The organism is Caldimonas sp. (genome assembly GCF_046289365.1).
Classification (GTDB): Bacteria; Pseudomonadota; Gammaproteobacteria; order Burkholderiales; family Burkholderiaceae_C; genus Caldimonas.
In genome coordinates this window covers 16158-36416 of sequence record NZ_JBKBVU010000014.1, presented here as the reverse complement: position 1 = coordinate 36416, position 20259 = coordinate 16158, and the positions used below count along the sequence as shown (strand labels likewise).

Annotated in this window: 20 protein-coding genes and 1 pseudogene; 14 read left to right on the top strand and 7 right to left on the bottom strand. The window is 68.6% G+C overall.

Features of this window, described 5'->3' with window-relative positions; translation table 11 throughout:
* The 8 genes from ACK42S_RS02920 to ACK42S_RS02885 all read left to right on the top strand — a co-directional run.
* Nucleotides 1–2108, top strand: a 2108-nt coding sequence (locus ACK42S_RS02920) for a glutamate synthase-related protein (RefSeq protein WP_409703054.1), incomplete at its 5' end; no start/stop codon positions are given.
* 23 nt (nucleotides 2109–2131) lie between these two features.
* Nucleotides 2132–3598 carry a glutamate synthase subunit beta gene (locus ACK42S_RS02915; RefSeq protein ID WP_409703052.1) on the top strand — a complete coding sequence of 489 codons (1467 nt, stop codon included), beginning with the start codon at nucleotides 2132–2134 and terminating at the stop codon, nucleotides 3596–3598.
* Between the two features lie 236 nt (nucleotides 3599–3834).
* Entirely contained in the window at nucleotides 3835–4674 is an 840-nt protein-coding gene (locus ACK42S_RS02910; protein WP_409703050.1) for an ABC transporter ATP-binding protein, read from the top strand.
* A complete protein-coding gene (gene mlaE / locus ACK42S_RS02905) occupies nucleotides 4671–5456 on the top strand; it encodes a lipid asymmetry maintenance ABC transporter permease subunit MlaE (protein ID WP_409703048.1) in 786 nt (261 codons plus the stop codon). The genes ACK42S_RS02910 and mlaE overlap by 4 nt, the downstream gene beginning before the upstream one ends.
* 39 nt (nucleotides 5457–5495) lie before the next feature.
* On the top strand, nucleotides 5496–5981 hold the full coding sequence (gene mlaD / locus ACK42S_RS02900) for an outer membrane lipid asymmetry maintenance protein MlaD (protein ID WP_409703046.1): 486 nt from the start codon (nucleotides 5496–5498) through the stop codon (nucleotides 5979–5981).
* Nucleotides 5982–6004: 23 nt separating this feature from the next.
* The gene (locus ACK42S_RS02895) at nucleotides 6005–6757 is read left to right on the top strand and encodes a VacJ family lipoprotein (RefSeq protein WP_409703044.1); all 753 of its coding nucleotides are present in this window, start codon (nucleotides 6005–6007) and stop codon (nucleotides 6755–6757) included.
* Nucleotides 6758–6911: 154 nt separating this feature from the next.
* A complete protein-coding gene (locus ACK42S_RS02890; RefSeq protein WP_409703042.1) occupies nucleotides 6912–7535 on the top strand; it encodes a phospholipid-binding protein MlaC in 624 nt (207 codons plus the stop codon).
* 10 nt (nucleotides 7536–7545) lie between these two features.
* A complete protein-coding gene (locus ACK42S_RS02885; RefSeq protein WP_409703040.1) occupies nucleotides 7546–7845 on the top strand; it encodes a lipid asymmetry maintenance protein MlaB in 300 nt (99 codons plus the stop codon).
* Here ACK42S_RS02885 and ACK42S_RS02880 read toward each other — a convergent pair.
* Together ACK42S_RS02880 and zwf are read right to left on the bottom strand one after the other, a co-directional pair.
* Nucleotides 7827–8681 (bottom strand): MurR/RpiR family transcriptional regulator, encoded by an 855-nt coding sequence (locus ACK42S_RS02880; protein ID WP_409703038.1) that lies wholly within the window; start codon nucleotides 8679–8681, stop codon nucleotides 7827–7829. The two genes, ACK42S_RS02885 and ACK42S_RS02880, sit on opposite strands and share 19 nt — an antisense overlap.
* A gap of 44 nt (nucleotides 8682–8725) precedes the next feature.
* On the bottom strand, nucleotides 8726–10171 hold the full coding sequence (gene zwf, locus ACK42S_RS02875) for a glucose-6-phosphate dehydrogenase (RefSeq protein ID WP_409703036.1): 1446 nt from the start codon (nucleotides 10169–10171) through the stop codon (nucleotides 8726–8728).
* Between the two features lie 262 nt (nucleotides 10172–10433).
* Between zwf and tal the strand changes: the two genes are divergently transcribed.
* Both tal and pgi read left to right on the top strand, forming a co-directional pair.
* The gene (tal, locus tag ACK42S_RS02870; RefSeq protein WP_409703034.1) at nucleotides 10434–11387 is read left to right on the top strand and encodes a transaldolase; all 954 of its coding nucleotides are present in this window, start codon (nucleotides 10434–10436) and stop codon (nucleotides 11385–11387) included.
* The gene (pgi, locus tag ACK42S_RS02865) at nucleotides 11384–12973 is read left to right on the top strand and encodes a glucose-6-phosphate isomerase (RefSeq protein ID WP_409703032.1); all 1590 of its coding nucleotides are present in this window, start codon (nucleotides 11384–11386) and stop codon (nucleotides 12971–12973) included. The genes tal and pgi overlap by 4 nt, the downstream gene beginning before the upstream one ends.
* 7 nt (nucleotides 12974–12980) lie before the next feature.
* Here the strand turns inward: pgi and ACK42S_RS02860 are convergent, their stop codons facing one another.
* The 4 genes and pseudogenes from ACK42S_RS02860 to ACK42S_RS02845 all read right to left on the bottom strand — a co-directional run bounded on the left by ACK42S_RS02860 (nucleotide 12981) and on the right by ACK42S_RS02845 (nucleotide 15919).
* Nucleotides 12981–13070, bottom strand: a complete 90-nt coding sequence (locus ACK42S_RS02860; protein ID WP_409703030.1) for a helix-turn-helix domain-containing protein — start codon at nucleotides 13068–13070, stop codon at nucleotides 12981–12983.
* A 49-nt stretch (nucleotides 13071–13119) separates the two neighbouring features.
* A pseudogene (locus ACK42S_RS02855) lies at nucleotides 13120–13309 on the bottom strand (sigma 54-interacting transcriptional regulator); the annotation flags it as partial.
* A 312-nt stretch (nucleotides 13310–13621) separates the two neighbouring features.
* The gene (locus tag ACK42S_RS02850) at nucleotides 13622–14716 is read right to left on the bottom strand and encodes a M14 family metallopeptidase (protein ID WP_409703028.1); all 1095 of its coding nucleotides are present in this window, start codon (nucleotides 14714–14716) and stop codon (nucleotides 13622–13624) included.
* 9 nt (nucleotides 14717–14725) lie between these two features.
* Nucleotides 14726–15919: a M20 aminoacylase family protein gene (locus ACK42S_RS02845; protein WP_409703026.1), complete on the bottom strand. Its 1194-nt coding sequence runs from the start codon at nucleotides 15917–15919 to the stop codon at nucleotides 14726–14728.
* An 88-nt stretch (nucleotides 15920–16007) separates the two neighbouring features.
* Here ACK42S_RS02845 and ACK42S_RS02840 point away from each other — a divergent pair, with 88 nt between their 5' ends.
* The 3 genes from ACK42S_RS02840 to ACK42S_RS02830 are packed head-to-tail and all read left to right on the top strand — an operon-like array spanning nucleotide 16008 to nucleotide 19547.
* Complete coding sequence (locus tag ACK42S_RS02840) at nucleotides 16008–18071, top strand: molybdopterin-dependent oxidoreductase (protein WP_409703024.1); 2064 nt, start codon at nucleotides 16008–16010, stop codon at nucleotides 18069–18071.
* 16 nt (nucleotides 18072–18087) lie between these two features.
* Nucleotides 18088–19188, top strand: a complete 1101-nt coding sequence (locus ACK42S_RS02835; protein ID WP_409703022.1) for an aminopeptidase — start codon at nucleotides 18088–18090, stop codon at nucleotides 19186–19188.
* A complete protein-coding gene (locus ACK42S_RS02830; protein ID WP_409703020.1) occupies nucleotides 19185–19547 on the top strand; it encodes a polyhydroxyalkanoic acid system family protein in 363 nt (120 codons plus the stop codon). Before ACK42S_RS02835 ends, ACK42S_RS02830 begins: the two co-directional genes overlap by 4 nt.
* 45 nt (nucleotides 19548–19592) lie before the next feature.
* Here the strand turns inward: ACK42S_RS02830 and ACK42S_RS02825 are convergent, their stop codons facing one another.
* Entirely contained in the window at nucleotides 19593–19847 is a 255-nt protein-coding gene (locus tag ACK42S_RS02825; protein WP_409703018.1) for an acyl-CoA-binding protein, read from the bottom strand.
* Between the two features lie 115 nt (nucleotides 19848–19962).
* Between ACK42S_RS02825 and ACK42S_RS02820 the strand changes: the two genes are divergently transcribed.
* Nucleotides 19963–20259, top strand: a 297-nt coding sequence (locus ACK42S_RS02820) for a wax ester/triacylglycerol synthase domain-containing protein (protein ID WP_409703016.1), incomplete at its 3' end; no start/stop codon positions are given.

Below are 20259 nucleotides of genomic sequence, written 5' to 3'. Positions count from 1 at the left end.
TCCCCATCGAGGAGGTCGAGCCCGCGTCCGAGATCGTCAAGCGCTTTGCCACCGGCGCGATGTCCCTGGGCTCCATCTCCACCGAGGCCCACACCACGCTGGCCATTGCGATGAACCGCATCGGCGGCAAGTCCAACACCGGCGAAGGCGGTGAGGACCCGGCGCGCTACCGCAACGAGCTCAAGGGCATCCCCATCCAGCAGGGCACCAAGGTGTCCGATGTCGTGGGCGCCAAAGTCATCGAGGCCGACTACGAACTCCAGGCCGGCGACTCCTTGCGCTCGAAGATCAAGCAGGTGGCCTCGGGCCGCTTCGGCGTGACCACCGAGTACCTGGTGAGCGCCGACCAGATCCAGATCAAGATGGCCCAGGGCGCCAAGCCCGGCGAGGGCGGCCAGTTGCCCGGCGGCAAGGTGTCCGAGTACATCGGCTTCCTGCGCTACTCGGTGCCTGGCGTGGGCCTGATCAGTCCGCCGCCGCACCACGACATCTACTCGATCGAGGACCTGGCGCAGCTCATCCACGACCTCAAGAACGTCAACCCGCGGGCCGACGTGTCGGTGAAGCTGGTGTCGGAAGTGGGCGTGGGCACCATCGCCGCCGGTGTGGCCAAGGCCAAGGCCGACCACGTCGTGATCGCCGGCCATGACGGCGGCACGGGCGCCTCGCCCTGGTCGTCGATCAAGCACGCTGGCACGCCCTGGGAGCTGGGCCTGGCCGAGACGCAGCAGACCCTGGTGCTCAACCGCCTGCGCGGGCGCATCCGCGTGCAGGCCGACGGCCAGATGAAGACCGGCCGCGACGTGGTGATCGGCGCGCTGCTGGGGGCCGACGAGTTCGGCTTCGCCACCGCACCGCTGGTGGTCGAGGGCTGCATCATGATGCGCAAGTGCCACCTGAACACCTGCCCGGTGGGCGTGGCCACGCAAGACCCGGTGCTGCGCCGCAAGTTCCAGGGCAAGCCTGAGCATGTGGTGAACTACTTCTTCTTCGTGGCCGAGGAAGCGCGCTCGATCATGGCCCAACTGGGCATCCGCAGGTTCGACGACCTGATCGGCCGCTCCGACCTGCTGGACATGCGTCGCGGCATCGAGCACTGGAAGGCCCGCGGCCTGGATTTCAGCCGCATCTTCCACCAGCCGCAAGTGCCCCAGGACGTGGCACGCCACCACGTCGAATCCCAGGAGCATGGGCTGGAGCGCGCGCTGGACGTGCGCCTGATCGAGCGTTCGCGGCCCGCACTGGACAAAGGCGAGAAGGTGCAGTTCATCGAGACCGCGCGCAATGTCAACCGCACCGTGGGGGCGATGCTCTCGGGCGAGCTGATCCGCCGCCACCCCGAGGGTCTGCCCGACGACACCATCCACATCCAGATGGAGGGCACCGGCGGCCAGAGCTTTGGCGCCTTCCTGGCCAAGGGCATCACGCTGTACCTGATCGGCGACGCCAACGACTACACCGGCAAAGGCCTGTCGGGCGGCCGCGTGGTGGTGCGACCCAGCATCGACTTCCGTGGGGATGCCACGCGCAACATCATCGTCGGCAACACGGTGCTCTACGGCGCCACCAGCGGCGAGGCTTTCTTCCGTGGCGTGGCCGGTGAGCGCTTCGCCGTGCGACTGTCCGGCGCCACGGCGGTGGTCGAGGGCACGGGCGACCACGGCTGCGAGTACATGACCGGCGGCACCGTGGTCGTGCTGGGCAAGACGGGCCGCAACTTCGCCGCGGGCATGAGCGGCGGCATCGCCTACGTCTACGACGAGGACGGCCAGTTCGCCAAGCGCTGCAACACCGCGATGGTGGGCCTGGAGAAGGTGCTGCCCGCGGCCGAGCAGCGCGCCAGCGTCGACCCGGCGATCTGGCACAAGGGCCAGACCGACGAGGAGCTGCTGCGCAAGCTCGTGCAGGACCACAACCGCTGGACCGGCTCGCAGCGCGCGCGCGACATCCTCGACCACTGGGAGGAGGCCCGCGCGAAGTTCGTCAAGGTCTTCCCGCACGAGTACAAGCGCGCCCTGGGCGAGCTGCACGCCCGCGTCGAGGCGGCGCAGACCATCGAGCGGGCCAAAGCCGCCGACAAGCCCAAGTCCACCAAGGCCAAGGCCTGAGCCGCACGTCAGGAGTTCAACACATGGGAAAAGTCACTGGCTTCCTCGAGTACGAGCGCCTCGAAGAGGGCTATGAGCCGGTCGAGAAGCGTCTGAAGACCTGGAAGGAGTTCGTCATCGGCCTCAAGGAGGACGAGGCCAAGATCCAGGGTGCGCGCTGCATGGACTGCGGCACGCCGTTCTGCAACAACGGCTGCCCCATCCACAACATCATCCCGGACTTCAACGACCTGGTCTACCGCGGCCAATGGCGCCAGGCCATCGAGGTGCTGCACTCGACCAACAACTTCCCCGAGTTCACCGGCCGCGTCTGCCCGGCTCCCTGCGAGGCGGCCTGCACGCTCAACGTGAACGACGACCCGGTGGGCATCAAGTCCATCGAACACGCCATCATCGACCGTGCCTGGGCCGAAGGCTGGGTGGTGCCGCAGCCGCCGAAACACCGCACCGGCAAGAAGGTTGCCATCGTGGGTTCCGGCCCGGCCGGCCTGGCCGCGGCCCAGCAGTTGGCGCGTGCCGGCCATGACGTGACCGTGTTCGAGAAAAACGACCGCATCGGCGGCCTGCTGCGCTATGGCATCCCCGACTTCAAGATGGAGAAGTCGCACATCGATCGCCGCATCGAGCAGATGAAGGCCGAGGGCGTGAGCTTCCGCCCCGGCGTGCTGGTGGGCCGGATGCCCGAGGGCTCCAAGGTCACCAACTGGGCCAAGGAAACCCTCAGCGCCGAGCAACTGTGCAAGGACTTCGACGCCGTGCTGCTGGCCGGCGGGGCCGAACAGTCGCGCGACCTGCCGGTGCCGGGCCGCGACCTCGACGGCATCCACTTCGCGATGGAATTCCTGCCCCAGCAGAACAAGGTGGTGGCTGGCGACAAGCTCAAGAACCAGATCTCCGCCGCGGGCAAGCATGTCATCGTGATCGGCGGCGGCGACACCGGCTCCGACTGCGTGGGCACCTCCAACCGCCACGGCGCCAAGAGCGTGACCCAGTTCGAGCTGCTGCCCATGCCGCCTGAGCACGAGGACAAGCCGCTGACCTGGCCCTACTGGCCCTACAAGCTGCGCACCTCCTCCAGCCATGAGGAGGGTTGTGTGCGCGAGTTTGCGATCGCCACCAAGGAGTTCCTCGGCGAGAAGGGGCGCGTCACCGGCGTGAAGACCGTGCGCGTCGAGTGGAAGGACGGCAAGATGACCGAGGTGCCGGGCACCGAGCAGGTGCTCAAGGCCGACCTGGTGCTGCTGGCCATGGGCTTTGTCAGCCCGGTGGGTTCCGTCCTCGAGGCCTTCGGTGTGGACAAGGACGCCCGCGGCAATGCCAAGGCCAGCACCGACTTCATCGGCGGCTACCGCACCAACGTCGACAAGGTCTTTGCCGCCGGCGACATGCGCCGCGGCCAGTCGCTGGTGGTCTGGGCCATCCGCGAAGGCCGCCAGGCCGCCCGCGCGGTGGACGAGTACCTGATGGGCACGAGCGACCTGCCGCGCTGAAACCCGTGCACCGCCCTTCGCGGTGCTGACAGGCCCTGGCCGCCACGGCCACCGTCGAGGGGGCTGTGGTGTCTGGGGGCGCGAGCAGGACTCGACCGGCGCCTGGGTGTTGCGCCGGCGCGACACTTTCCCCGGACCTTCGGGGACGGGGGCCCGTGCTGCAGCCGGACCGCTCCCGTGTTTTCCCCTATCATCGGCGGGCCGGTGACTCATCCCCACCGGCTTTTTTGTCCGGCATGCTGAATCACACCCTCGCCTCCGAGACGCCCCCGCCGCCGCTGGTCGAACTGCGCGGGGTGAGCTTCGGCTATGACGAGCGCATGATCCTGGAGGACGTGAGCCTCGTGGTGCCGCGCGGCAAGGTGGTGGCCCTGATGGGCACTTCCGGCGGCGGCAAGACCACGGTGCTGCGCCTCATCGGGGGGCAGGTCAAGCCGAGAGCGGGCCAGGTGCTCTTCGACGGCGTGGACGTCGCGGCGATGGATCGCGATGCGCTGTACGCCATCCGCCGGCGCATGGGCATGCTGTTCCAGTTCGGCGCCTTGTTCACCGACCTCTCGGTCTTCGACAACGTGGCCTTCCCATTGCGCGAGCACACGCAGCTGAGCGAGGAGATGATCCGCGACCTCGTGCTGATGAAGCTCGATGCGGTGGGCCTGCGGGGCGCGCGCGACCTGATGCCCTCCCAGGTCTCGGGCGGTATGGCGCGGCGCGTGGCGCTGGCACGCGCGATCGCACTCGACCCGGACCTCATCATGTACGACGAGCCCTTTGCCGGGCTCGACCCGATCTCGATGGGCGTGGCCGCGCGCCTGATCCGCCAGCTCAACCAGGCCCTGGGCGTGACCAGCCTGGTGGTCTCGCACGACGTGGATGAGACCTTCCTGATCGCCGACCACGTGGTGTTCCTGGCCAATGGGCGCATTGCCGCCCAGGGCACGCCGGCGCAGATGCGTTCGACCGATGACCCGCTGGTGCGCCAGTTCGTGGGTGCCGAAGGTGATGGCCCCGTGCGTTTCCACTATCCGGCCTGCGACGTGGCCGAGGATTACCGGCTGCCCGGGGGGCGCGCATGATCGGCTGGTTGCATCCGCAGCGGGTGGGCCGCGCCGTGCGGGGCTTCCTGGCCGAGCTGGGCCGCGCGGCACGCCTGCTGATCCATCTGTTCGCATTGGGCGGCAAGGCTTTTGCGCGGCCGCGCCTGGTCGTGGACCAGATCCACTTCCTGGGCAATTACTCGCTGGCCATCATTGCGGTGTCGGGCCTGTTCGTGGGCTTCGTGTTGGGGCTGCAGGGCTATTACATCTTGCAGCGCTACGGGTCATCCGAGGCGCTGGGCCTGATGGTGGCGCTGTCGTTGGTGCGCGAACTCGGGCCGGTGGTCACGGCCTTGCTGTTCGCCGGCCGTGCCGGCACCTCGCTGACGGCCGAGATCGGCCTGATGAAGGCCGGCGAGCAGCTCGCGGCGATGGAGATGATGGCCGTCGATCCGGTGCAGCGCGTGCTGGCGCCGCGCTTTTGGGCCGGCATCCTCGCGATGCCCCTGTTGGCGGCGGTGTTCAGCATGGTGGGCATCATCGGGGGCTGGATCGTCGGCGTCGTGATGATCGGTGTGGACGGCGGAGCCTTCTGGTCGCAGATGCAGGCCGGCGTGGACGTGTGGTCTGACGTCGGCAACGGCCTGATCAAGAGTTTCGTGTTCGGCGTGACGGTGAGCTTCATCGCCCTGTGGCAGGGTTTCGAGGCCAAGCCCACGCCCGAGGGGGTCTCGAGGGCCACCACGCGCACGGTGGTGGTGGCTTCGCTGTTCGTCCTGGGCCTGGACTTCATGCTCACCGCCTGGATGTTCTCGATCTGATGAGCCGCGGGCGGCGGCGCCGGCGGCAGGAGTGGTGTGATGCCTCAGTCTCGACATGATGTGTGGGTGGGCCTGTTCGTGCTGCTGGGCGGCGCGGCCCTGCTATTCCTGGCGCTGCAGGCGGGCAATCTGCTGTCGCTGTCCTTCGAGGAGACCTATCGCGTGCAGGCCCGCTTCGACAACATCGGCGGGCTCAAGCCGCGTTCGGCGGTGCGCAGTGCCGGCGTGGTGGTCGGCCGGGTCGAGTCGATCACCTTCGACGACCAGACCTATCAGGCCCGCGTCACGCTCAGCCTGGAAAAGCGCTTCGCCTTTCCGAAGGACAGCTCGGCCAAGATCCTGACGGCCGGGCTGCTGGGTGAGCAGTACATCGGGCTGGAGCCGGGGGCCGAAGAGCAGGTGCTGGCCGAAGGCGACACGATCACCCAGACCCAATCGGCGGTGGTGCTCGAGAACCTCATCAGCCAATTCCTGTTCAACCGTGCGGCCGAGGCCGGCGACGGCGCCGGCGGTTCGCGCCCCTGAGCACTGCGCGCAAGGAGACGTCCATGCACCGCCGGCCGTGTCGCCTGATCCTGCTCGTCGCCAGCCTCGGCCTGGCCGCCGGCTGTGCGACGACCCACCCGAACGACCCCCTCGAGCCGCTCAACCGCAAGGTTTTTGCTTTCAATGATGCGGTGGACCGCGCGGTGCTCGAACCCACCGCCCGGGCCTACCGCGACGTGGTGCCCGGCCCGGTGCGCAAGGGGGTGAGCAACTTCTTCGGCAACATCGGCGACCTGTGGTCGGCAGTCAACAGCTTCTTGCAGCTCAAGATCGAGAACGGCTTGCACAGCACGCTGCGGGTGGGCCTCAACACCTTCTTCGGCTTTGGCGGAGTGCTGGACATCGCCAGCGAGGCCGGGCTGCGCGCCGAGCCGGAAGACTTCGGCCAGACCCTGGGCCGCTGGGGGCTGGGCCCCGGGCCCTACCTGGTGCTGCCCTTCCTGGGGCCGTCGACGCTGCGCGACACCGCGGCGCTGCCGCTGGACATGCAGGCCACCGCGACCGGCCATCTCACCCAGGACGCCGCGACGGCCTACGGCCTGACCGGGTTGCGCATCGTCGACACGCGTGCGCGCCTGCTGGGCGCGACCCGTATGCTGGACGACGTGGCGCTGGACAAATACCTCTTCACCCGCGATGCCTGGCTGCAGCGCCGCCGCAACCTGGTCTACGATGGCAACCCGCCGTCCGAGGACGAGGACGATTGGGACGCCGAGGCTGCCGCCCCACCGGCGCCGGCGGCCTCGGCCCCGTGAGCGAAGGGGCGACAATGGTAAGGAATTGCTTCCAGTCCGTCGCCGGGTGACGTTTGTTCACAATCGAGCCGGATCGGCGAACCCTGCGGGCCCCTGCGGGTCATAACCAGGTCCGGTGCCCCGCCGCACCACAACAAGGAAGGGAATTCACTGCATGAATCGACGCCACTTCGCCACCCTGGGCCTGGCCTGGGCCGCCTGGATGGCCGCGCCGCTCGCCCAGGCCGCTGCCCAGGCCCCCGATGTGTTCATCCGCGAGCTGTCCAACGACATCCTGGAGACGGCGAAAAAGGACGCTTCGCTGCAAAACGGCGATTTGAACAAGGTCATCGCCCTGGTGGACAGCAAGATCCTGCCCCACACGAACTTCCGGCGCATGACGGCCTCGGCCGTCGGCCGCTATTGGCGTCAGGCCACGCCGGCGCAGCAGCAGCGCCTGCAAGAGGAATTCAAGCTCTTGTTGGTGCGAACCTATGCCGGTGCGCTCAGCCAGGTGAAGGACCTGTCGGTGCACCTGCTGCCGATGCGCGCGCGACCCGAGGATACCGAGGTCATCGTGCGCACGCAGGTGCGCGGTGCGGGTGAGCCGATCCAGATGGACTACCGCCTCGAGAAGGCCGGCGACGGCTGGAAGATCTACGACGTCAATGTGCTGGGCATCTGGCTGGTGGAGAACTACCGCTCCACCTTCGCCCAAGAGATCAGCAAGGGCGGCATCGACGGCCTGATCAACAGCCTGGCCGAGCGCAACAAGGTGGCGGCGGCTGCCCGCGGCTGAGGACGGCACGATGCTGCTGCTGCCGGCCACGCTGACGGTTGCCGAGGCCCGCGACACTGTGCGCATGCTGCGCCAGGGCCTGAGGGCTCAGGAGGGCGAGACCCTGGTGGTCGATGCCGGCGCGCTCAAGCGCTTCGATTCCTCGGCCCTGGCCGTGCTGATCGAATGCCACCGTCTGGCCCGGGCCTGGGGCAAGCGCTTCGAGGTGCGCCACCTGCCGCCCAAGCTGAGCGCCCTGGCCGGCCTGTACGGTGTGGCCGCTTTGCTGCCCGACGGCGCGCCGCCGGGTGTTCAGTCCGAGGTCGCGTAGCGCTTGGCGCGCAGGTTGCGCTTGATCTCCTGCAGCATCGGGCGCAGTTGCTCGCCCAGGCGCAGGGCCACGCCGGTGGTGAGGATGTCGATCACGGTGAGGTGCAGCAGCCGCGACACCATCGGGCTGTAGCGGTCGTAGTCCTCGGGGTGATCCACCGCCAGCAGGATCTGGGCATGGTGGGTCAGTGGCGAGCCGCTGGCGGTGATGACGATGGTGGTGGCCCCCTTCTTGCGCGCGATCTCCGCGGCATCGAGCAGGTCGCGGCTGCGACCGGAGTTGGAGATGATCACCGCGCAGTCGCCCGGTTGCAGCATCGTGGCGCTCATCACCTGCACGTGGCCGTCGCTGTAGGCCACGGCGTTCACCCCCAGCCGGAAGAACTTGTGCTGGGCGTCCTGGGCCACGATGCCCGAGTTGCCCACGCCATAGAACTCGATGCGCCGAGCGCTCTTGCCGGCAGCCGTCAGGGCCTCGATGGCGCGCTCGAAGGCATGGCTGGCCGCGTCGTTGCGGAACTTCAGCAGGGCCGACACCGCGTTGTCGATCACCTTGACGATGAGGTCGGAGGGCTTGTCGTCCTCGTCCACCGCACGGTGCACGAAGGGCACGCCTTCGTTGACCGTGCCAGCGAGCTTGAGCTTGAAGTCGGCCAGGCCGTCGTAGCCCACGCTGCGACAAAAGCGCACGACGGTGGGCTTGCTCACATGGGCCCGCTCGGCGAGTTCGGCCACCGGCAGGCTGGCAAAGCTGCGCGGGTCGGCCAGCACCAGTTTGGCCACGCGCTGCTCGGCCGGGGGCAGGGCGGGGATCGAGGCTTTGATGCGATCGAGCATGGGGCGGGCTCCTGCAAAGGGCGGGTGCGGCGCTGCGGAGGGCGTCAAGCCTCTTCGGCCCAGGTGAAATTGTCGCGTGCGACCAAGGCGCTGGCGGCGGCCGGGCCCCAGCTCCCGGCGGCATAGGGGCGGGGGCCGGTGCTGTCGCGGGCCCAGGTGTCCAGGATGGGTTCGACCCAGCGCCAGGCCTGTTCCTGCTCGTCGCTGCGCACGAAGAGGTTGAGCCGCCCGGCGATCGCATCGAGCAGCAATCGCTCGTAAGCGCCCACGCGCTCGGTGGGGAAGGCCTTGTCGAAGTCGAGGTCCAGGAACACCGGCGCCAGCGCCTCTTGCTGGCCGGTGCCCTTGGCGGCGAGCAGGTGCAGTTCCAGACCGTCTTCGGGCTGCAGCTTGATCACCAGCTTGTTGGGCTGGTTGACGCCAGGGAAGATGGGGTGCGGTACGGGGCGGAAGTTGACGACGATCTGCGCGTCGCGTGCGGCCAGGCGCTTGCCGGTGCGCAGGTAGAAGGGCACACCGGCCCAGCGCCAGTTCTGCACCTCGGTGCGCAGCGCGACGAAGGTCTCGCAGCGGCTGTCGGCGGGCACCTTGGCCTCCTCGAGATAACCGGGCACGGGCTGCCCGCCCACGCTGCCGGCGCGGTACTGGCCGCGCACCACGTCGCGGGCCACCGATTCGGGCGTGAAGGGCTTGAGCGAGCGCAGCACCTTGAGTTTTTCGTCGCGGATGGCATCGGCGTCGTTGGTGGCCGGCGGCTCCATTGCGATCATCGTGAGCAGTTGCAGCGCATGGTTCTGGACCATGTCGCGCAGCGCGCCGGTGCGGTCGTAGAAGTCGCCGCGCGTGCCCACGCCGATGCTCTCGGCCAGCGTGATCTGGATGTTGGCGATGCTCTCGCGCCGCCACAAGGGTTCGAACAGGGCGTTGCCGAAGCGCAGGGCCATCAGGTTCTGCACCGAGGGCTTGCCCAGGTAGTGGTCGATGCGGAAGGCCTGGTTCTCGTCGAAGACCGAACGCACGACGCGGTTGATCTCCTGCGCGCTCTTCAGGTCGTGGCCCAGCGGCTTCTCCAGCACCACACGGATGTGGGGCGCATTCAGGCCGGCCGCGCCGAGCTGTTCGCAGATCACCGGGAAGAGGTGCGGGCTGGTGGCCAGATACAACACCACGGTGTCGGCCGCGCGTTCGTCCAGCCAGGCCTTCAGGTGGGCGTAGTGCTCGGGCTGGGACAGGTCCATGCGCCGGTAGAAGAGGCGTTCGGCAAAGCGGGCGAACTCCTCGTCGCTGGGGCGCTTGGGGCTCTCGACGTCCTCAAAGTGCGCCTTCAGCCAGGCGCGGTACTCGTCGTCGCTGCGCTCGTCGCGGGCCACGGCGAGGATGCGCCCGCCGGCAGGCAGCTTGCCGTGGCGGAAGGCCTGGAACAGGGCCGGCATGAGCTTGCGCCAGGTGAGGTCGCCGGTGCCGCCGAAGAAGACGAGATCGAAGGACATGATGGGATGGACTGTGTAAGCGGGTGTCACCGACGGACCGGGCCTGCGTGGGCACGTCGATGTAATTCAATTACAAACGCATCATGCGACGAAGCGGTGGTTTCGTCAATACGAACTCGCGTGGACCGCTCGGGCTGGGGCTTTCCGGGAGAGGTTACGATGGAGTTACCGGGTAATCTTGTTACTGCGACACCGCCGCGGTCTCGGCCCGGCGGCGGCGACAATGCACCCTGCACCGGGCCCTCTCTTCGACCCCCCTCCCATGAACTCACTCGACGCACTCAAGCAGTACACCACCGTGGTGGCCGACACCGGCAATTTCAAGCAACTGGCCCAGTTCGCACCGCGGGATGCGACCACCAATCCCTCGCTGATCCTCAAGGCCGTGCAGCAGCCCGAGTACCGTCCGCTGCTGGAGGCCACGGTGCGTGCCCATCCGGGGCGTGCGCTGGACGAGCTGGTGGACCGGGTGCTCGTGGCCTTCGGCCAGGAGATCCTGAAGGTGGTGCCCGGGCGCGTGTCCACGGAGGTGGATGCGAGGCTGAGCTTCGACACCGCGGCGACCATCGCGCGCGCGCAGCGCCTCATCGCGATGTACGAGGCGGCCGGCATCGCCCGCGAGCGCGTGCTGATCAAGATCGCCGCCACCTGGGAGGGCATCCAGGCCGCGCGTGCGCTCGAGCACGAGGGCATCCACTGCAACCTGACGCTGCTGTTTGCCTTCTGCCAGGCCGTGGCCTGCGGCGAGGCCGGTGTGCGGCTGATCTCGCCCTTCGTCGGCCGCATCTACGACTGGCACAAGAAGGCGGCCGGGTCGCAATGGGACGAAGCCGCCCATGCCGGGGTGAACGATCCGGGCGTGAAGTCGGTGACCCAGATCTATACCTACTACAAGCACTATGGCATCCCCACCGAGGTGATGGGCGCGAGCTTCCGCAACGTGGGCCAGATCCTCGCCCTGGCCGGCTGCGACCTGTTGACCATCAGCCCCGAGCTGCTGGCCCAGTTGCAGGCGAGCGACACCCCCGTCACGCGCCACCTGGATCCGCAGGTTGCGCAGCGCACGCCGCTCAAGGCCGTGAGCTACCACGAAGCCAGCTTCCGCTACGCGCTCAACGAGGATGCGATGGCCACCGAGAAGCTCGCCGAGGGCATCCGCGCCTTCGCGGCCGATGCGGCCAAGCTGGACACCCTGATCCAGGAGCTGGTGGCATGACCCGCTGCGATCGCACCACGGCCTGGGCGGCCTTGCGGGGGCATTTCGAGGCCCACGGCCGCGACCTGGACCTGCGCGAAGCCTTCGCACGCGATCCGGCGCGCTTCGAGCGCTTCAGCGTGGAGGCGCCGGAGGTCTTTGCGGATCTTTCGAAGAACCTGTGGGACGAGGCCACGCATCGCCTGCTGACCGAGCTGGCCCGCGAGTGCGGCCTGCAGGCGCGGCGCGACGCAATGCTGGCGGGCGAGGCGGTGAATGTCACCGAAGGCCGCGCCGTGCTGCACACGGCCTTGCGCGCCCCGCGCGGCCAGGGCCCCTTCAGCGACGAGGTTCACGGGGTGCTCGACCGCCTGCTGGCCTATGCCGAAGGGGTGCGCGACACGGCGGTCAGCGGCTTCACCGATGTGGTGAACATCGGCATCGGTGGCTCGGATCTGGGCCCGCAGATGGCGGTGCCGGCGCTCGACGCCTTTGTGCATCGGGGGCTGCGCTTCCACTTCGTCTCGAATGTGGATGGGCACGACATCGAGCCGGTGCTGCGCGGTCTGAAGCCGCACACCACGCTTTTCATCATCGCCTCCAAGACCTTCACCACGCAGGAGACCATGGCCAACGCGCGCGTGGCGCGCGAGTGGTTCGTCCAGCAAGGCGGCACCGACACTGCGAAGCATTTCGTGGCCACCACCACGAACGTCGAGGCGGCGGCCGCGTTCGGCATCACCACCACCTTCGGTTTCTGGGACTGGGTGGGCGGGCGCTATTCGCTGTGGTCGGCCATCGGGCTGCCGGTGGCGATCGCGCTGGGCCGCGAGCACTTCCGTGCCCTGCTCGACGGCGCGCATGCGATGGACCGCCACTTCGCCACCGCCCCGCTGGAGCGCAACCTCCCGGTGCAGCTTGGCCTGCTCGATGTGTGGTATCGCAACTTCCATGGCTTTACCAGCCGCAGCGTGGCGCCCTATCACCAGGGCCTCAAACGCCTGCCGGCCTACCTGCAGCAACTGGAGATGGAATCCAACGGCAAGCGTGTGGACCTGGACGGCCAGCCGCTGCCCTATGGCACCTCGCCGGTGGTCTGGGGCGAGCCCGGCACCAACGGCCAGCATGCCTATTTCCAGATGCTGCACCAGGGCACCGACGTGATCCCGGTGGAGTTCATCCTGGTGAAGACGCCCACGCACGGCCATGCCGATCTGCATGCCAAGCTCCTGGCCAACGGCCTGGCGCAGGCGCAGGCGCTGATGCGGGGCAAGACCACCGAGGAGGCGCTGGGCGAGCAGGCCCCCACGGCCAGCCGTGCTTTGGATGCGGCGACGATCGCGCGCCACCGCACCTTCCCGGGCAACCGTCCCAGCACCACGCTGCTGCTGGAGCGGCTCACGCCGCGCGCCCTGGGCGCGCTGATCGCGCTGTACGAGCACCGTGTCTTCACGAGCGGTGCGCTGTGGGGCCTCAATTCCTACGACCAGTGGGGTGTGGAGCTGGGCAAGGCCTTGTGCAACGACCTGCTGCCGCGCCTGGTCTCGGGCGACACCGCGGGACTGGATGCCTCGACGGCCGGGCTGTTGCGGCGGCTGCGGGCGTGAGGCGCAATCAGCGCGCCGTGCGTCCCAACTGGTAGGCTGCCATCTTGCGGTACAGCGTGGCGCGGCCCATGCCCAGGCGCCGCGCGGCGGCGGCCACGCTGCGGCATTCCGCCAGGGCCTGCTCGATCAGGCGGCGCTCGTACTGGCTCCTTTTCCTGCAGCACGCGCAGCAGCTTGGCCTGCACGCCCAGCGGCATGTCGCCGATCTCGTCGAGGAAGAGGGTGCCGCCCTGGGCCGATGTGCAGCTTGCCCTGACATTCGCGCCGTTCGGCCCCGGTGTAGGCGCCGGCGGCCACGCCGAAGAGCTCGGCTTCGAGCAGGGCTCGAACCAGGGCGCGCAGCCAACGGACCATCGGTGTCTCCTTTTTGTGTACGGCACCGCCCGGCATCGAGGCCGGACGATGCTCTTCCCAGCGCAAGGCCTGTGCCACGCTGGGACAGCCAGACCAAGTGCTTGTCGCGAAAGGAGAAAGACGGTGGACTTCGGGTCGCCCCGCATGTCTCGTGGTCGGGAAACTGTCCGATCCGCAGTCAGCGTTTCCCCGGGCCCCTTGTCTCGAAGGTGAACACCGCTGCGAAGGCCCGGCCGGGGCGGGGCGATCGCGAGGCTGACTATGGGCTGAACGCGAGTGGGCGGCGGGTGCCGCTCAGGCGCCTGCGCGCAGGCCGCTCAGGGCCTGCAGGCCGGCGTCGAAGGCCTGCTCGACGAGCCGGCGCTTCCAGTCGTCGGTGTCGACGTAGAAGGCATCGCGCAACTGTCGCTTGAAGGCGGCGCGGCGGACGTCGTCCACCTCGGGATGGTTCTCCACCCAGTGCTCGGCCCGCAGGGCGTGGAGCACCTCGAGCACCGGCATGGTGCCGTACTCCAGCGCGATGCCGGTGTAGCGGGCCTGCGGGCACTCGTCGAAGATGGACAGCCACATCATGCCGGTGAGCTCGGCCGAGCTGGACGAGCCGTCATAGATGGAGGTGACCTCGGGGCCCCACCAGCGCCGTGCCCGCTCGAGCTCGGTGGCGTCGTTGCGCGAAGCGAAGATGCGCTCGCCATGGCCGCAGGGCCCCAGGCCGGTGTGCAGGTCGATCCAGGCGATGTCGGCGGCCTGGCGTCCGTGTTCTCGCAGCACATGACGCAGCGTCACGTTGCTCCAGGTGGGATTGCGCCCGCCGTAGTAGAGCCCGTCTTCGTGCGTGTACTGGCCCTGTGAGACCGCGGCCTGGAAGGCCATCGGCCCGTGGCGCTCGATGTAGGCCTGGATCGCCGCCTCCACCTCGGGCCCGGGCGGCCATTGCCGCGGCAGCAGCCAGGCGTGGATCTCGTCGTAGGCGTCATTGCGCGGCAGGGGGCGGGAGAAGTCGTGGAAGTTGCGGTTGAGGTCCACGTTCTCCTGCGTGACACGACGCCACCACGAAAAGCCATAGGGGTTGAGCGCGTGGATGTAGAGCACGGCCACGCCCGAGGCCTGCACGGCCTGCCGCCAGCGCGCATCGCGCAGCAGGGCGATCTGGATGCCCGAGCCTGCAAAGCCTTCCACGCCATGGCAGGCGCTGGACAGGATGAGCAGGCGCTGGGCGTCGCGCGGCCCGTGGCGCACCACGTCCATCGCGAGCAGCTCGCCGTCGCGGCCGAGCATCGGGTGGATGTGCGATTCCACGTCCAGGCCCAGGGCCTCGCAGGCCGCGAGGAACTTGGTGCGGGCCTCGGCGTAGCTTTGCGAGAAGGCGCTGGAGGCGGTGGGGTCCATGCGGGGTCCTCAAGCGGACGGCTTGAGCCAGGCCTCGGCCAGGCGCACCCACAGCGTGGCCCCCAGCGGGATCAGCTCGTCGTTGAAGTCGTAGGTGGGGTTGTGCAGCACGCAAGGCCCCAGGCCGTGGCCGCCTTCGCGGTGGGTGCCGTCGCCGTTGCCGATCAGGAAGTAGGCGCCGGGCTTGTGCTGCAGGAAGTAGCTGAAGTCCTCGGCGCCCATCGTGGGCTCGAAGTCGAGCACGTTCTCGGGGCCCACGACCTCGCCCATCACGCGCCGCACGAAAGCGGTCTCTTCGGGGTGGTTGATGGTGGGCGGGTAGTTGCGGTGGAAGCTGAATTCGACTTCGCAGCCGTAGGCCGCCGCGGTGTGGCGGGCGATCTCGCCCATGCGCTGCTCGATCAGGTCGAGCACCTCCAGCGTGAAGGTGCGTACCGTGCCCTGGATCTCGCAGGCATCGGGCACCACGTTGGTGGCCTCGCCGGTGTGGATCATCGTCACCGAGATCACGCCGGCGTCGATGGGCCGCTTGTTGCGGGTGATGATGGTCTGGAAGCCCTGCACCATCTGGCAGGCCACGGGCACCGGGTCCACGGTGTTGTGCGGCAGCGCCGCATGCCCGCCCTTACCGCGGATGACGATGCGAAACTCGTTGCTGGACGCGAAGATGGGGCCGGTCTTGACCGCAAACTGGCCCACGGCCATGCCGGGCCAGTTGTGCATGCCGAAGATGGCCTCCATCGGGAAGCGTTCGAACAGGCCGTCCTTGATCATCTCGCGCGCGCCGCCGCCGCCTTCTTCGGCCGGCTGGAAGACGAGATAGACCGTGCCGTCGAAATGGCGGTGCTTCGAGAAATGCTTGGCTGCGGCCAGCAGCATCGCGGTGTGGCCGTCGTGGCCGCAGGCGTGCATCTTGCCGGGGTGCCGGCTGGCGTGGGGGAACTGGTTTTTCTCGGTCATGGGCAACGCGTCGATGTCGGCGCGCAAACCGATGGCGCGCGGGCTGCTGCCGTTTTTGACGATGCCCACCACACCGGTGGTGCCCAGGCCGCGGTGGATGGGTATGCCCCAGTCGGTGAGCGCGCGCGCGATCACGTCGGCGGTGCGAACCTCCTCGAAGCACAGTTCGGGATGAGCATGGATGTCGCGCCGGATGGCGGTGACGGCCGCGGCGTCGGCCAGGATGGAGTCGATCAGCTTCATGGGACAACCGCACGCAATGGCGATGATTCAGTGTAGCCTTGTCGATCCTGCCTGTGTTCGCAAGACCCTTCCTGCCCTGGAGCCCCGGATGATGACGTCCCCTGCCGCCGCGGACGGCGCGCGCATCGTGCGCGCGGCCTGCCCGCACGACTGCCCCGACACCTGCGCGATGCAGGTGGTGGTCGAAGGCGGCCGTGCGGTGCGTGTGCAAGGGCGGCCCGAACACCCCTCCACGCACGGGGCGCTGTGCCGCAAGGTTTCGCGCTACGTGGAACGTACCTACCATCCGCAGCGCGTGCTGCACCCGCTCAGGCGCGTGGGGCCCAAGGGCGCGGGGCAGTTCGAACGGGTGGGCTGGGACGAGGCCCTGGACGCGATCGCGCAGCGCCTGTCGAACATCGCATCGCGTGACCCGCAGGCCATCGTGCCCTACAGCTATGCCGGCACCATGGGCCTCGTGCAGGGCGAGAGCATGTCGGCGCGCTTCTTCCACCGCCTGGGCGCCTCGCGCCTGGACCGCACCATTTGTGCCAGCGCCGGGGCCGAGGCTCTCATGGCGACCTACGGCGGCAAGGTCGGCATGCATGTCGAGCACTTTGCCGAGAGCCGCCTGATCCTGATCTGGGGCAGCAATTCCATCGCCTCGAACCTGCACTTCTGGAGCGTGGCCCAGGAGGCCAAGCGGCGCGGGGCCAAGCTGGTGTGCATCGACCCGCGCCGCACCGAAACGGCCGACAAGTGCCACGAGCACCTGGCCTTGCGCCCCGGCACCGACGGTGCGCTGGCCCTGGGGCTGATGCACGAACTCATCGTCAACGGCTGGCTCGACGACGACTACATCGAGCGCCATACGCTGGGCTGGCCCGCCCTGCGCGAGCGGGCCCTGCAGTGGCCGCCCGAGCGGGCGGCGGCCGAATGCGGCGTGTCGGCGCAGGCGGTGCGTGGTCTGGCGCGCGACTACGCCACGATGACCCCCGCGGCGATCCGCCTGAACTATGGCATGCAGCGCGCCCGTGGCGGCGGCAACGCGGTGCGGCTGATCGCCATCCTGCCCTGCCTGACCGGCGCCTGGCGCCATCGCGCCGGCGGCCTGCTGCTGTCGAGTTCGGGCTGGTTCCCGGTGGACCGTGCTGCGCTGCAGCGCCCCGAGCTGCTGGCCGGGCGCGATCCCCGCACGATCAATATGAGCACGATCGGCGACGACCTGCTGCGCGAGGCCTCGCCCGGCTTCGGTCCGAAGATCGAGGCGCTGGTGGTCTACAACAGCAACCCGGTCGCGGTGGCCCCCGAGTCGCCCAAGGTGGTGCAGGGCTTCGCCCGCGAGGACCTCTTCACCGTGGTGCTGGAGCATTTCCTCACCGACACGGCCGATTTTGCAGACTATGTGCTGCCGGCCACGACCCAGCTCGAACACCTGGACGTGCACACCAGCTACGGCCACACCGACGTGCTGATCAACGAGCCGGCCATCGCGCCGGTGGGGCAGGCCCGGCCCAACACGCAGATCTTTCGCGACCTGGCCGCGCGCATGGGCTACACCGAGCCCTGCTTCGCCGAGACGGACGAAGAGATCGCCGCCCAGGCCTTCGGCGGACGTATCACGCTGGCGCAGTTGCGCCAGCAGGGCTGGGTCAAGCTGCCACTGCCCGAGGCACCCTTCGCCGAAGGGGGCTTTCCCACCGCCAGCGGGCGCTGCGAGATCGACTCGCCGCGCCACGGCGTGCCCGACTACCTGCCCAACCACGAGTCGCCCACCGCCACGCCGCATTTGGCGGCGCGCTACCCGCTGGCGATGATCTCGCCGCCGGCGCGCAACTTCCTCAACTCCAGCTTCGTGAACGTGCAGAGCCTGCGCGACATCGAGGGCGAGCCGCTGCTGGAGATCCACCCCGACGATGCCGCCGCCCGCGGCATTGCCGACGGCGCCGTGGTGCGCGTGTTCAACGACCGTGGCGAATACTGGTGCACGGCGCGTGTCAGTGACCGGGCCCGCCCGGGCGTGGTCAACGGCCTGGGCATCTGGTGGCGCAAGCTGGGCCTGCGCGGCAGCAATGTCAACGAAGTCACCCACCAGCGTCTGACCGACCTCGGGCGTGCGCCCTGCTTCTACGACGTGCTGGTCGAGGTGGCCGCGGCGCCGGCGGTGCGCTGAGGTCCCGGGGGTGGCGATGCGCCGGCGAGGTCTGTGGGCGGTGGTCGGCGTGGCGGCCCTGGTCCTGGGCGGCGGCCTGACCGTGGCGGGCTGCGGCACCGTGGGCTACTTGGCCCAGACGGTGCACGGCCACCTGAGCCTGATGCAGCAGGCCCGTCCGGTCGAGCACTGGCTGGCCGACGGCGCCACGCCCGAGCGCCTGCGCGAGCGCCTGCTCCTGAGCCAGCGTATCCGCCGCTTTGCGGTGGACGAACTCGCCCTGCCCGACACCCGCAGCTACCGCGGCTACGCCGACCTGGGCCGGTCGGCCGCGGTGTGGAACGTGGTGGCGGTGCCCGAGCTGAGCCTCACCCTCAAGACCTGGTGTTTCCCGGTGGTGGGCTGCGTGGGCTACCGCGGCTACTATGACCGCGACGAGGCCGAAGCCTTCGCCCAAGGCTTGCGCGCGCAGGGCTACGACGTGCGCGTCTACGGCGTGCCTGCTTATTCCACGCTGGGCCGGCTGGAATGGCTGGGTGGCGACCCGCTGCTCAACACCTTCATCGGCTACCCGGAGGGCGAACTGGCGCGCCTCATCTTCCACGAACTGGCCCACCATGTGGTCTACGTGAAGGACGACACCTCCTTCAACGAATCCTTCGCCACCGCGGTGGAGCGCCTCGGTGTGCAGCGATGGCTGCAGCAGCATGCCAGCCCGGCGGTGCGTGAGGAATACGAACGCTTCGACACCCGCCGGCGCGATTTCCAGGCCCTGACCCTGCGCTACCGCGCCCGCCTGGCGGAGGTCTATGCCGGCCCCGGCAGCGACGAGGACAAGCGCCGCGGCAAGGCCGAGGTGTTGGCCGCGATGCGCGCCGAACACGCGCGCCTGAAGGCCGGCCCCTGGGAGGGCTTTGCCGGCTACGACCGCTGGTTCGAGCAAGCCAATGGCGCCTCGCTGGCCGTGCTGGCGGCCTACACCGAGCTGGTGCCCGGCTTCGAGCGGCTTTTCGACGCAAGGGGCCGGAGCTTTCCGCGGTTTTATGATGCCGTGCGCGAGCTGGCCCAGCGGCCGCGCGACGAGCGCCGCCAGGCCCTCACGTCCCCCATGATCGCCGACAAGGACCCTGCGCGATGAGCGAGATTGCCATCCACCGTGAACACCAGCTCGGCCTGGCCCGGGCCCGCGAGATCGCCTGGCAATGGGCCGAGGATGCCGAGGAGAAGTTCGGCATGGACTGCACGGTGGAGGAGGGCGAGGACTGCGACGTCGTGCATTTCACCCGCGCTGGGGTCAAGGGCACGCTGACCGTGGCGGCCGACCATTTCGAGCTGCAGGCCCAGCTCGGCTTCCTGCTGGGGGCCTTCGCCAAGACCATCGAGGCCGAGATCCGGAAGAACCTGGACAGCCTGCTGGCGCTGGAGGCGCGCAAGGGGGCCGCTGCCCGGAAAAAGGCGGCCGCCCCTGCGAAGAAGGCCGCCGCCAGAAAGAAGTGATGCACTCCGGCAATGCGCTGAGGCGGCCGCGCGGGCCGCGGCCCTTCACTTCAGGCTTTCGATCAGGTCGATGTAGGCTTGCTTGGCCTCGTCGGCGCTTTGGCCCTTCAGGGCATTCCAGGCGTCCCACTTGGCGCGGCCCACCATGTCGGTGAAGCCCGGGCGCGAGCCTTCCACGTCACCGACGGTGGCCTGCTTGTACAGCGCATAGATCTTCAGCAGGGTCATGTTGTCCGGCTTCTCGGGCAGGGACTTGGATTCGGCGACGGCCTTCTCGAAGGCGGCTTGCAGGTCGGCCATGGGGGGCTCCTCAAGGTTGGTGGAAACGTCGATTGACGCATATTGCTGCGGTGCAGATGCTAGTGCGCTTCCCGCCCCGAGAATAGAGCGGGCTCCTCAAGGAAAGAACGAACGCATGCCCGCAACGACGCAGCGCATGTCCCGGGTCGACACCGCCTGGCTGCGCATGGACACCGAGGCCAACCTGATGCTCATCGTGGGCATGTGGCGATTGCGTCCGCGCATCACCCTGCAGGCCTTGCGAGAACGTATCGAGCAGCGCCTGCTCAAGTACCGGCGCTTCCGCCAGAAGGTTGTCGAGGACCCCTTGGGTGCGAGCTGGGTGATCGACCCCGACTTCGACCTCGCCCGCCACGTGCGGGCCGAAACCCTCAAGCCCCGGCGGGGGGGAGAGAGCAAAGACACAAAACCC

Excerpts from the sequence above, each read along its gene's own strand:
- ACK42S_RS02835 (WP_409703022.1), top strand. The coding sequence starts at position 18,088 with ATGCGCCGGCGAGGTCTGTGGGCGGTGGTCGGCGTGGCGGCCCTGGTC.
- ACK42S_RS02915 (WP_409703052.1), top strand. The coding sequence starts at position 2,132 with ATGGGAAAAGTCACTGGCTTCCTCGAGTACGAGCGCCTCGAAGAGGGC.
- pgi (WP_409703032.1), top strand. The coding sequence starts at position 11,384 with ATGACCCGCTGCGATCGCACCACGGCCTGGGCGGCCTTGCGGGGGCAT.
- mlaE (WP_409703048.1), top strand. The coding sequence starts at position 4,671 with ATGATCGGCTGGTTGCATCCGCAGCGGGTGGGCCGCGCCGTGCGGGGC.
- zwf (WP_409703036.1), bottom strand. The coding sequence starts at position 10,171 with ATGTCCTTCGATCTCGTCTTCTTCGGCGGCACCGGCGACCTCACCTGG.
- ACK42S_RS02840 (WP_409703024.1), top strand. The coding sequence starts at position 16,008 with ATGATGACGTCCCCTGCCGCCGCGGACGGCGCGCGCATCGTGCGCGCG.
- ACK42S_RS02830 (WP_409703020.1), top strand. The coding sequence starts at position 19,185 with ATGAGCGAGATTGCCATCCACCGTGAACACCAGCTCGGCCTGGCCCGG.
- ACK42S_RS02895 (WP_409703044.1), top strand. The coding sequence starts at position 6,005 with ATGCACCGCCGGCCGTGTCGCCTGATCCTGCTCGTCGCCAGCCTCGGC.
- mlaD (WP_409703046.1), top strand. The coding sequence starts at position 5,496 with ATGCCTCAGTCTCGACATGATGTGTGGGTGGGCCTGTTCGTGCTGCTG.
- ACK42S_RS02910 (WP_409703050.1), top strand. The coding sequence starts at position 3,835 with ATGCTGAATCACACCCTCGCCTCCGAGACGCCCCCGCCGCCGCTGGTC.
- ACK42S_RS02845 (WP_409703026.1), bottom strand. The coding sequence starts at position 15,919 with ATGAAGCTGATCGACTCCATCCTGGCCGACGCCGCGGCCGTCACCGCC.
- ACK42S_RS02825 (WP_409703018.1), bottom strand. The coding sequence starts at position 19,847 with ATGGCCGACCTGCAAGCCGCCTTCGAGAAGGCCGTCGCCGAATCCAAG.
- ACK42S_RS02885 (WP_409703040.1), top strand. The coding sequence starts at position 7,546 with ATGCTGCTGCTGCCGGCCACGCTGACGGTTGCCGAGGCCCGCGACACT.
- tal (WP_409703034.1), top strand. The coding sequence starts at position 10,434 with ATGAACTCACTCGACGCACTCAAGCAGTACACCACCGTGGTGGCCGAC.
- ACK42S_RS02850 (WP_409703028.1), bottom strand. The coding sequence starts at position 14,716 with ATGGACCCCACCGCCTCCAGCGCCTTCTCGCAAAGCTACGCCGAGGCC.
- ACK42S_RS02880 (WP_409703038.1), bottom strand. The coding sequence starts at position 8,681 with ATGCTCGATCGCATCAAAGCCTCGATCCCCGCCCTGCCCCCGGCCGAG.
- ACK42S_RS02890 (WP_409703042.1), top strand. The coding sequence starts at position 6,912 with ATGAATCGACGCCACTTCGCCACCCTGGGCCTGGCCTGGGCCGCCTGG.